This window comes from Arthrobacter sp. MA-N2 (genome assembly GCF_000517125.1).
GTDB classification, from domain to species: domain Bacteria; phylum Actinomycetota; class Actinomycetes; order Actinomycetales; family Micrococcaceae; genus Arthrobacter; species Arthrobacter methylotrophus.
In genome coordinates this window covers 2,824,285-2,835,200 of record NZ_KI912155.1, presented here as the reverse complement: position 1 = coordinate 2,835,200, position 10,916 = coordinate 2,824,285, and the positions used below count along the sequence as shown (strand labels likewise).

The 10,916-nt window shown below is 62.0% G+C and carries 9 protein-coding genes and 1 pseudogene; 4 read left to right on the top strand and 6 right to left on the bottom strand.

Translation table 11 applies throughout. The features are described 5' to 3' along the window. Positions 1–82: 82 nt before the first annotated feature. Both A3M3_RS0113915 and A3M3_RS0113910 read left to right on the top strand, forming a co-directional pair. Positions 83–1,273, top strand: a complete 1,191-nt coding sequence (locus A3M3_RS0113915) for a cytochrome P450 (RefSeq protein ID WP_028266858.1) — start codon at positions 83–85, stop codon at positions 1,271–1,273. A gap of 313 nt (positions 1,274–1,586) precedes the next feature. Next, on the top strand, positions 1,587–2,612 hold the full coding sequence (locus A3M3_RS0113910) for an NADPH:quinone reductase (RefSeq protein WP_028266857.1): 1,026 nt from the start codon (positions 1,587–1,589) through the stop codon (positions 2,610–2,612). A gap of 161 nt (positions 2,613–2,773) precedes the next feature. On the opposite strand, the gene A3M3_RS0113900 is transcribed toward A3M3_RS0113910, so the two are convergent. The 4 genes from A3M3_RS0113900 to A3M3_RS29555 all read right to left on the bottom strand — a co-directional run bounded on the left by A3M3_RS0113900 (position 2,774) and on the right by A3M3_RS29555 (position 6,745). Beyond that, positions 2,774–3,814, bottom strand: coding sequence for a helix-turn-helix transcriptional regulator (locus A3M3_RS0113900; protein WP_028266856.1), 1,041 nt, complete (start codon positions 3,812–3,814; stop codon positions 2,774–2,776). Positions 3,815–4,019: 205 nt separating this feature from the next. Continuing rightward, positions 4,020–5,021 carry an EAL domain-containing protein gene (locus A3M3_RS25060; protein WP_197023227.1) on the bottom strand — a complete coding sequence of 334 codons (1,002 nt, stop codon included), beginning with the start codon at positions 5,019–5,021 and terminating at the stop codon, positions 4,020–4,022. Positions 5,022–5,259: 238 nt separating this feature from the next. Beyond that, positions 5,260–5,481: a hypothetical protein gene (locus A3M3_RS0113890; protein WP_028266855.1), complete on the bottom strand. Its 222-nt coding sequence runs from the start codon at positions 5,479–5,481 to the stop codon at positions 5,260–5,262. A gap of 529 nt (positions 5,482–6,010) precedes the next feature. After that, complete coding sequence (locus A3M3_RS29555; RefSeq protein WP_051423167.1) at positions 6,011–6,745, bottom strand: hypothetical protein; 735 nt, start codon at positions 6,743–6,745, stop codon at positions 6,011–6,013. Positions 6,746–6,770: 25 nt separating this feature from the next. Here A3M3_RS29555 and A3M3_RS29550 point away from each other — a divergent pair, with 25 nt between their 5' ends. Both A3M3_RS29550 and A3M3_RS29545 read left to right on the top strand, forming a co-directional pair. Then, positions 6,771–7,046, top strand: a complete 276-nt coding sequence (locus A3M3_RS29550) for a hypothetical protein (RefSeq protein ID WP_442853118.1) — start codon at positions 6,771–6,773, stop codon at positions 7,044–7,046. A gap of 51 nt (positions 7,047–7,097) precedes the next feature. Next, a pseudogene (locus A3M3_RS29545) lies at positions 7,098–7,427 on the top strand (GH32 C-terminal domain-containing protein); the annotation flags it as partial. Between the two features lie 32 nt (positions 7,428–7,459). Here the strand turns inward: A3M3_RS29545 and ppsA are convergent. Next, positions 7,460–9,889 (bottom strand): phosphoenolpyruvate synthase, encoded by a 2,430-nt coding sequence (ppsA, locus tag A3M3_RS0113875; RefSeq protein ID WP_028266853.1) that lies wholly within the window; start codon positions 9,887–9,889, stop codon positions 7,460–7,462. Between the two features lie 143 nt (positions 9,890–10,032). Next, positions 10,033–10,851 carry a pyruvate, water dikinase regulatory protein gene (locus tag A3M3_RS0113870; RefSeq protein WP_028266852.1) on the bottom strand — a complete coding sequence of 273 codons (819 nt, stop codon included), beginning with the start codon at positions 10,849–10,851 and terminating at the stop codon, positions 10,033–10,035. Positions 10,852–10,916: the final 65 nt, after the last annotated feature.

Below are 10,916 nucleotides of genomic sequence, written 5' to 3'. Positions count from 1 at the left end.
GACCCGGGCAGGCTCCCAGCAAAAATCAACGGTAACGAGGCCCACGATGTCACTATCGACTCCCCCGCAAACCTTTCCCGTCTTGGCAGATGTATCGACATTTTCGGATGATCCGTACACGGACGAAAATCTCACCAACCCGTATCCCCTGTTCGAACGCATGCGGGCGGCCGGACCTGCAGTGTGGCTCGAAAAGTACGGTGTCCTGGCCTTTGCCGGATTCGAAGAATGCAAGGAAATTCTGGAGGACCACCGCACCTTCATCTCAAGCGCCGGTGTTGGACCCAAGAACCTGCACCACGAGCCGGCCTGGCGTCCGCAGGGCATCCTGGAATCGGATCCCCCCATCCACGGACCCATGCGCGCGGCGATGGCGGGTGTCATTTCTCCCCGCGGAGTACGCTCCCTGAGGTCCGGCTTCGAATCGTTCGCCGAGGAGCTGGTGGACAGCCTCATCGAACGCGAAACCTTCGACGGGGTCGCGGACCTCGCCGAGTTGTTTCCCATCCGCGTCTTCGGCGACGCAGTCGGAATCCCCCGTGAGGGCCGGGAAGCCAACCTGCTGCCACACGGAGCGATGAATTTCAGTTCGTTCGGACCCGACAACGAACGGTCACGCGGGTTCTTCGAAAAAGGCGAAGCTACCCACCGCTGGGTCATGGACAACTGCGCCCGGGAGAACCTCTCCCCGGATGGGATGGGAGCCCAGATCTGGGAATATGCAGACCGTGGCGACATCACTCCCGAAGAGGCTGCGCTGCTGGTCCGGGCCATGCTCTCCGCCGGCTTGGATACTACCGTCTTCTCCATCGGAAATACCCTGCAGGCCCTGGCGGCCCACCCCGAGCAATGGGCCACCTTGCATGCAAATCCCCGGATGGCAAAGTTCGCCATCGACGAAGCACTCCGGTACGAATCACCATTCCAATCCTTCTATCGCACGGTTGCAATGCCCACCGTGTTCCGGGGCATCGCGCTTCCGGCCGGAGCCAAAGTACTGCTATTCATGGGCTCGGCAAACCGGGACGGCGCTCACTGGGGCGACACTGCCGACGAGTTTATTATTGACCGCAACGCCGGTGGCCACCTCGCCTTCGGCATGGGCATTCACCAATGCGTGGGCCAACCGATCTCCCGCCTTGAGATGGACGTGCTATTCACCGTCATGGCCCAACGGATCCGGAACCTCGAACTCGTCGGCGATCCCGTCCCGTACCTGCATAACACCCTCCGCGGCTGGCGCTCCATCCCGCTGAAGATCACACCCGCCTAGTGTCACGGTGACGTTTACCGGCTGTCTGCCTCCTAAAACACTGCCCTGTTCATGCGCCGGATTCACTGAGCGAAAATCTACGCCCCGCGGCTGGTCCGCCCTGGAAACCGCTACCACCGAGAACACCAACTATCGAACCGTCGCCTGGACCGGCAAGTACCTCCAGGTCACTCTGATGTCCATCCCGGCAGGGGAATCGATCGGGCTTCGTCGATTTCGTGTCAGCGATGGTCGAAACACAGGAATCGGGACGCTGTCCTTCGATAGCTTGGTTCAGTAAGGCCGTCCACGCAACTCAACTCATGGAGAAGATGTGAAAGCGATCGTGTTCGAAGAGACAGGTTCGTCCGCAGTGCTGAAGCTTCAGGACAAGCCGTTGACTGATCCAGGCGCGGGCGAGGTGCGCGTGCGGGTCGTGGTCTCCGGGGTGAATCCCACTGACTGGAAGTCCCGAGCCGGCGGAGCAAGCACCAAGCTGGAAGCACCAAAGGTTCCCAACCAGGACGGTGCCGGGGTAATCGATGAGATCGGATCCGGAGTGACAGGATTCAGCATCGGAGACCGCGTCTGGCTCTGGGACGTTGCCTGGGGCGGCAATGAAGGCACCGCTCAGGAGTATGTAGTTGTACCGGCGGTCAAAGCGGTGTCACTTCCGGGTACCGAATCCTTCGATACGGGCGCATCCATCGGGATCCCCGCCCTGACAGCACATCGGGCGCTGACCTCGGCCGAGGAGGGCCCGGCCAGACTCTCACCCGGAGCCCTGTCGGGACGTACCGTGCTCGTCACCGGCGGCGCAGGCGCAGTGGGACACGCGGCTATTCAGCTCGCTCAATGGGCTGGAGCAACAGTCATTACGACCGTCAGCGGAGACCGGAAAGCTGAACTCGCACGCCTCGCGGGAGCCCATTCAGTTATCAACTACCGGACGGGCGACGTCATCGCTGCCATCCGCCAAGCCGCCCCGGACGGAGTAGACACCATCGTCGATGTTAACGCTCCAGCCAATATCGACTCCGACGTACGGGTGCTCAAGCCAAGCGGAACCATCGCCATTTACGCGGCGAATCCCGGGGAATCGCTGACGGTTCCCATCCGCGAAAGCATGACGAAAAACATCCGCTACCAGTTCATCCTCACTTACACCGTGACCGACGAACAGAAACAGCACGCCGTGGCCGCCGTCTCCGAGGCACTTAATGCCGGCGCGTTGCGCGTCGGTGCAGAACACGGCCTGCCGCTGACCCGCTTCCCGCTCCACGCGACCGCCGCGGCACATGACGCCGTGGAGCAGGGCACCATCGGTAAAGTGCTCATCGACGTTGCAACCTCATCGTGAGCTGCCTATCGCCTTCCAGCTTCGGTGGCCAAGGTCTATCAACTGGTCCATGGCCTCGCCGAGTTGATCGCTCACCTTGACAAAGTACAGGCCGTGAGCATGGAACTGATCCGCGAATTCGGAAAGGGCTGCTGCTAGGCCAGCTCCTACCCACCGCGTTATTATAGCCCGATCAACTTTCTGAGTTCAGCTGCTCGAATTCGCAGTACTTCCGGGTTCTCCTGCACATCTCTAAGAGAGATACCGGTGGACTCTTTGACAGCGCGCCGCATGGCTGGGAGGCTTGTGAATCCGCTGGCGTTCGCTATGTCCGTCAGGGAGCGGTTCCACGTGCTTGCGTCGCTGAGGAGTTCAAGGGCTTCCAGCGTCCTCAGCGCGCGGATGTGTCTGTTGACCTGGAACACTTCGTCTTCGAAGAGGTAGTAAAGGGCGCGGCGTGAAAGAAACGAGTAGGCCACAACCGCGTCCACATCAAGGTCCCGGTTCCGGTAATTCTTGCGTATGAACTTCTTGATCGCCACGACGCGGGCCATTTTCAGGTCACGGGGTTCGGCGGGGGCTTCGAGCAGCGAGCTGACCAGGGCCGTCATCATGGACCGGAAGACGGGCTGGAGACGCGGCGCCTCGTGGCCGATTCCCGTCCGCTGCCAGCCGGACAGTGCCGGAAGAATCAGTCCTCGCACCAGAGGGTTTTCCCTGATGTCGGCCAATCCCTGCAACCGTTTCACTGTCCTATCATCCAGCCCCAGAAGGCTCCGATCGAGTTGGAGCCGCACCGCGCTTAACCCGGCCGGCGCATGGAAGTTACCGGGGGAAGAAAGATCAAGAAACCTGACGGTGCCGGCAGAAATTTCTTCGGAACATCCCGAGAAGCTGAACTCGGGGCACGGACTTCGGAAATGTACTAGCCAGTCCCCGGCAGACGTATCGCCGTTCCAGTAGCAACTGACGGGTTCATTCGTGACGTCAACAAGGCTGAATCCGGGACCGTCCAGGCTTAAAGCGGAGGGATTGAAACTCGGACGCACTAGTTTTTCGGTTTTTTCCAACCGCACGGGAGTGTCGATGGCGCTGCCGTACCAGGTGCGCCAGTGTTCGAATTTTTCCTCCGGGCTCAGCCCGGAGGGAACGCTGTAGCGTGTTGTCTGGTCATGCGGGAAAGCATCCGGAGCGTCGGCGCTGGCGGGAGGCGTAAATTTCATGGGTTTGGGACCTTTCGGCCGGATGAAAAGAGATTCAATGTGCCGTATAGATGCGACCGAAGAGTCTTCTACGTTATACGGAAGCTAGTTTAAGTGCTCGACAGGGGCCCACTTGTTTCCTGCAGCCGTGCATCTTTGGAGGGGGACCATGGCGGAGGCAGCGCAAGTTCAGCCGGAACATATGTAGCCCACCGTCTTCCAGGATCTAGGTGCTTCGGACGTTTGCCCGGCCATCCACGGGCGACCAGTTATTCCACTGGGCCCAGTCTTCGGACCGGACGGAGGGCCTGCCGAGGAGATAGCCTTGGCCAACGTTCATGCCGAGCTCGGTGACGGTGGTGAGTTCCGTGTCTGTCTCGATTCCTTCGGCGATCAGGGCCGCGCCGATTCCTTTTGCAAAACTGACCATGGCCATGCCCAGAGTCCTCTGGCCGGGGTCGGTGTCGATACCGGCGATGATGGTCCGGTCAAGTTTGATCAGCTCGGGCCTGATTTGAAGGATGTGGCGCATTGAGGCAAAGCCGGCGCCTGCATCGTCGACGGCGACGCGCAGCCCGGAGTGTCGAAGGCGTACCAGCGCTGCAGCGAGGGGTTCGTAGTCAGCGACAGCCGAGCGTTCGGTCACCTCCACCACTACGCGTCCGGCGGGCACGCGGGAGCGTTGCAGGATCTCGCCTAGCCGGGAGTCGAGGCACGCAGTGGGCGAAAGGTTGATGGCAATGTAAAGGTTGGCCGGGAGCTTGGCCGCGGCCATTAGCGCAGTTTCCATCGCTAGGAATTCGAGATCTGGACCACGTCCGATGGAGGCCGCGTCGGCGAACCATGTCTCCGGCGATCTGACCGGTAAAGTGACAAAACGCGTGAGGGCTTCAGCCCCGATGACGGCGCCCGTGCCCAGGCAACAGATCGGTTGGAACGCCGTCATCAAGGTCCGGTCCGTGAGTACGCCTTCGACGCGCGCCCTGGCTTCATCGGCCGCGAGGTTGCCTGGTGCACAGCCGTCCCCTGGGCGGCCCATTCCCGCCTGCGTCCGGTCATAATGTTGTTCCCGCAGAAAACGCCAAACAGCGTGCAGGACCACGGGAACCAGCAGTACTGTCCCAAGCGTGGGGACAGTGGCCGGTCCGTCGACACCCTCCCAGGGTTCTTGGCCGAACACCATCGGCAGCAGCCAAATGGACAGAGTGAACGCAGCGTCGACGCTCACGACAACGAGCAACCACAAAGCGGCCGGAGACAATGGACAGCGATTGACATGATCCGATGAAGCCCGGCATACCCCCTTCGGATGCCGTCGGGCAAATCTTCTCCTTGCGCCGTCTGGCTTCCGCATCAACGCGCCGTCCGGGCGACTCCGTGGCCGACTGATGACGGCATGTCAGCGCTCCTTCCGGAGTTGATTCCTGATTCGGCCATAATGTGTCGTACCGCGGCGATGTCCGACGTCAAGCGCGCTCTCGTTCCTGGGTTATTCCGTAAGGGACCTCGGCGCTCACAGCCACGGTGAAGCACGCGGGCCCATGCCGCGTGACGAGGACACCATGCTCGCCCTCCCCTATCGCGTCTTGTTGGGCTAAATCGACGGCCGCGTTCAGGTCCGCGTTTACGATAGGTACCTTGTCTCCGGTGACGCAATAAGTGCGCCCTGCCTCGGTCGTCGTGATCACTCTGCCGCTCCTGCTCTCTGTGGAACTTGGGATCCGGTCGTCATACCGCTCTCCTGACGGGGTCCGGGCACCCAAGTTGGCTTCAACAAATTTGCGTGGCTTCGAGGGCTCTTCGTATCCAGGACGGTGCCGCCCGGAAGGGGCCGATGAGACCTAACAATTGTTATCGGTCGAGCCTGCATTCAGAACACTCATAGATCGGATTCCAAGTGAACCCGAGGAATTGCGACGATTCCCGTTTCCATCTCTCGGAGGCTCTGAAGATCAGCTTCGTAGCAAATCCTACGACCGGCTACGTTCGTTGAAGATGGCCGGGAGGTCCATTCCGTGCAGACTTAGGCGATAAGTCGACCAATTCGTGCACAAAGGAGCGAATTGGGTGGGGCTGGGGTCCAAAAATAATCCTGGGTTTGAATAGTGACATGAACGCCAGCCCACGCCGACCGGCTCTTCGACCCTCGCTCAAGCGCACCCTCCCGGCCCAGGGAGCGACGTCGTTCACGGCGACTGCGGACCGGAACCGGAACGTTCAAGTGCCAGTGGACAGCGCCTCCCGGAGCTGTTCCAGCGCAACACGAACTACGGTCTCGGATCGGTGGATCTCCCTCACGTTCATCCCGGTGAACTCTTTCACCGCACGGCGCATGCTTTGCACGTTGGTGAATCCGCAGGATGCCGCAATTTCTGAATACGCGATCCTTTTCCGGGCCTCTATGTCGACCGCCGTTTCAAGCAGGGAGCTCATCAGGGTCGCCATCACGGATCGGAAGATGTCGCCGGTTCCCGACACCTCCCGGTTGATGCCCGGTCTCTTCCAACTCAACAGCGCAGGAATCACGAAAGTGCCGACAATTGGATGCTTTGCAAGGTCAAGCAGGCGAAGCAGGGAGCCTAGTGCGGCCTCGTTCACATCCAGGCCGCCGCGGTCGATATTGATCTGCAAGGCGTGAAAGCCCTCGGGCGCATCCCCGGCCGTGATTCCGCGCCCGACGGGACCTGCCTCCGCGACTATATCGACGTCAGCGACGTCGCCCAGGCCCACGCTGCAGCCGCTCAGTCTCTCGAGACCGGCTGCCATCTGGAAGCCATCTACAACCTCGGCTCGCGAGCCGGAGTCTCCGTACGGGAAATCATGGACACCATGGCTGCCGTCACCGGCAAGGAGTTCCAACCGGAAATCTGCCCACGCCGCCTCGGCGACCCTCCCCGGATCGTAGCCATGGGCGACCTCGCAGCCAGAGACCTCGGCTGGAAAATGCGCCACAGGAGGCGAATGGGAATGCCCCGATCTGGTCCCGTTCCCCGTCGACGGAACGGATGCAGATGGGACCACGAATCTCAGAAACTGTCTCTGGCTCGGCTGGGGACGCCACTACTACGCCGCCGTTGCCTTCAGCAATTCCGCGGAGAACCGCCGCATCATGATCGGGTGGATGAACAACTGGGACTATGCCAACTCCTTGCCCACGTCTCCGTGGCGGAGCCGACCCGCACCATCCGGAACATGGAAGTTCACAACTCAGTGGTCAGACTGCCCGACGCGGTGCCCGGATCAGCCCAACTGACGAGGCTGAAATCCTGCCCGGCACGGCACGGACCGTTGTTTCAGGCTTCGCGGCGCATCGAGGGGGAACGCCGCAACGCTTCTCAGCTTCGACACCGTCACAAGCCGGCTCACCCTGGATCGCCGCGACTCCGGAAACACCCCCTCCCACCACAAGTTCGCGTCGGCCGAGTCGGCACCCGTGAAGCTCGACGACGGCGTGCTACGGCTGAGGATAATGGTCGACCAGTGCTCCGTGGAGGTCTTCGCCCAAGACGGCAGGGTCGACCTGAGCGATCTAGTCTTTCCCCTGTCCGGGAGCCTGTGCACCGACGCGCGGTGCGCTAGGTGCGAGCATCAACTCGCCGCAATGGGCGATGCGCCCAGCGGCAGCAGGGCCTGAAATTCGTAGTCCGTGCTGCCGTTGGGCGTCCCCTAGACTTCCCCGGCGCGGTGCTGTGAGTTCGCCGTGGCGCCCACCCCGGCCTCGGCGGCCGTGCGAGCGAGCCGGAGCCAGGTATCCACCACGGTGTCAGGGTTTAGGGAGACCGAATCGATCCCTTCCTCGACCAGCCACTCGGCGAAGTCCGTGTGGTCACTGGGGCCCTGGCCGCAGATGCCCACATATTTGCCGCGCGCCTTGCAGGCTTTGATGGCCATGCTCAGGAGCTTCTTGATGGCAGGGTCGCGTTCATCGAATCCGCCCGCGACAATCGCGGAATCCCGGTCCAGGCCCAGGCCCAGCTGGGTCATGTCATTGGATCCGATGGAGAACCCGTCAAAGTAGTCCAGGAACTCGTCAGCGAGCAGCGCATTGGACGGAATCTCACACATCATGATCACCTCCAGGCCGTTCTCACCACGGGTGAGGCCGTTCTCCGCCAGCAGTTCGATCACGCCGCGGGCCTCGTCCAGGGTCCGCACAAACGGAATCATCAGCTTGACGTTGGTCAACCCCATCTCGTTGCGGACGAAGGACAGGGCCTCGCACTCAAGGTCGAAGCAGTCCCGGAAGGACGGCTCCAGGTAGCGCGAGGCGCCGCGGAAGCCGATCATCGGGTTCTCTTCGTGCGGCTCGTAAGCCGGTCCACCAATCAGGTTGGCGTACTCGTTGGACTTGAAGTCGGACATGCGCACAATCACCGGCCGCGGCGCGAACGCCGCGGCGATCGTGGACACCCCTTCTGCGAGCCGCTTGATGTAGTAGTCGCGCGGGCTGCTGTACGCGGCAATCCGTTGCCGGATGTCCGCCGCCACGTCCGCCGGCTGGCTGTCCAGGTTCAGCAGTGCCTTCGGATGGATGCCGATCTGGCGATTAATGATGAATTCCAGCCTGGCCAAGCCGACGCCGTGGTTGGGCAGCTGCGCGAAGGTGAACGCCTGCTCCGGCGTCCCGACATTCATCATGACCTTGACCGGGGCCTCGGGCAGCTGGGTGATCTCGGTTTCCTCGACACTGAAGTCCAGAAGGCCCTCGTAGATGACACCCGTCTCGCCGTCGGCACAGGAGACGGTCACCTCGAGGCCGTCGGAGAGCACGTCGGTCGCCGCGCCGGTGCCGACGACGGCGGGAATCCCCAGTTCCCGGGCAATGATGGCCGCGTGGCAGGTGCGTCCGCCGCGATTGGTCACAATGGCCGAGGCCCGCTTCATTATCGGTTCCCAGTCCGGGTCCGTCATGTCGGCGACGAGGACGTCGCCGGTCTTGAACGCGGCCATCTGGTCGATCGAGGTAAGAATTCGGACGCTGCCGGCGCCGATGCGCTGGCCGATGGCGCGGCCCTCGACCAGCACCCGGCCGGTCCCGTTGAGCCGGAAACGGCTCAGGTTGCCGGAGGCCCGACGGGACTGCACGGTCTCCGGGCGTGCCTGCAGAATGTACAAGCCGCCGTCGATTCCGTCCTTGCCCCATTCGATGTCCATCGGCCGGCCGTAGTGTTTCTCGATCGCGACGGCGTGCCTGGCGAGCTGTTCGACGTCGTCGTCGCTGAGGCTGAAGCGGTTCCGCAAGGCGGCCTCAACCGGTACGAAGTCGATGGTGCGGCCGATTTCGCGGCTGGTCGTGTAGGTCATCTGGAGGGCCTTCTCGCCCAGTCCGCGCTTGAGGATTGCAGGCCGGCCAGCCTGCAGTGCGGGCTTGTATACATAGAACTCATCGGGGTTGACCGCGCCTTGAACAACAGCCTCGCCGAGGCCGTAAGAGGACGTGACGAACACTGCGTCCTGGAACCCGGACTCAGTGTCCATGGTGAACATGACGCCCGAGGCCCCGACATCGGAGCGCACCATGCGCTGGATGCCGGCGGAGAGCGCCACCTCGGCGTGTTCGAATTTGTGGTGCACGCGGTAGGCGATCGCTCTGTCGTTATAGAGGGAAGCGAAGACGTCCTTGATGGCGAGCAGGATGTTCTCGATGCCGCGGACATTCAGGAAGGTTTCCTGCTGCCCGGCGAAGGAGGCATCGGGAAGGTCTTCCGCGGTCGCGCTGGAACGCACGGCCCAGGACAGGTCCTCAGAACCGCCGTGCTTGTCCACCAACTGCTGGTAGGAGTTCCGGATCTGCGCTTCAAAGTCCGGCAGGAACGGCGTCTCGCGCATCAAAGACCGGATCTCTTGCCCGGCCAAGGCGAGCGCCGTCACGTCATCTGTATCCAGGCCGACCAGCCGGTCGGCAATCTTCTGGTCCAGGCCTGAGTCGGCCAGGAAGTTGCGGTAGGCATCCGCGGTCGTGGCGAAACCGTCCGGGACATGGACCCCGGCAGAAGTCAGATTCTGCACCATCTCCCCGAGGGACGCGTTCTTTCCGCCCACCCGGTCCAGGTCCTTGAGTCCGAGCTCTGAGAACCACAGGATGTCTGTCGTCATAATTACTGCTCCTTTGCAGGTGATGGCGTGCAAGTGCGCCGCCTCGCTCGCCGCGGTGGCCGGTTGATGGGCACAAGCCCTGTCCACATTGACAGGTCTCCCGCGCACTTTCCACATGACGTGCGCCACACAGGCTTGTGAAACTAATGTTTGAGGTTCATCCGCTGCAGGATGGTGGCCGCCATTTCCTCAACGGACACTGTGGCTGAATTCAGGTACGGAATCCTATGGGACACGTATAACTGCTCGGCGCTGCGCAACTCGAAGCCACACTGCCGCAGCGAGGCGTATGGCGAGCCGCGGCGTCGTTCGGTGCGGATCTGGCTCAGGCGCAGGGGGTTGGAGGAGAGGCCGAAACACTTCTCAGTGAAAGGCCTGAGCGGTTTGGGGAGCCCTTCCCGCTCAAAGTCCTCGTCCACGAGCGGGAAGTTTGCTGCGAAGATGCCGTGCTGCAGTGCCAAGTACATCGTGGTAGGCGTTTTCCCACAGCGGGACGGCGCCACCAAGATGACCTGGGCCTTCTCGAGCGCCCGCAGGCTCTGGCCGTCGTCGTGTTCCATGGCATACTCCACGGCGGCCATCCGGGACTGATACCGCTCCGCGTTGCCCAGGCCATGGGCCCTCCCGGGTTCGCCGCTGGCCGGGGAACCGAGGGCCTGCTCCAGCTGTCCGAGATGCGTTCCGATGAGATCCACAATGATCCCCCCGCACGTCGCCAGAACCTCGCGGATATCACTGCTGACGGCGGTGGAAAAGACGATCGGTCGCTGGCCGGTGATTGCCAGCTGGTCGATGGTTCGGACCACGGTCTTGGCCTGTTCGACAGTCGTGATGAACGGGACCGTGATGCGGTCAAAATTATTGGCAGGGAACTGCGTCAACAAAGTGTTGCCGAGCGTTTCCGCGGTGATGCCGGTGCTGTCCGAGAGGAAGTACACAGGCCGAAGATCGTCATTGGTCATGATGCATTGTCCACCAGGACGGCCCCGGTCCGGTATCGGGCCCGGCGACTTGCGGGAAGATGCAG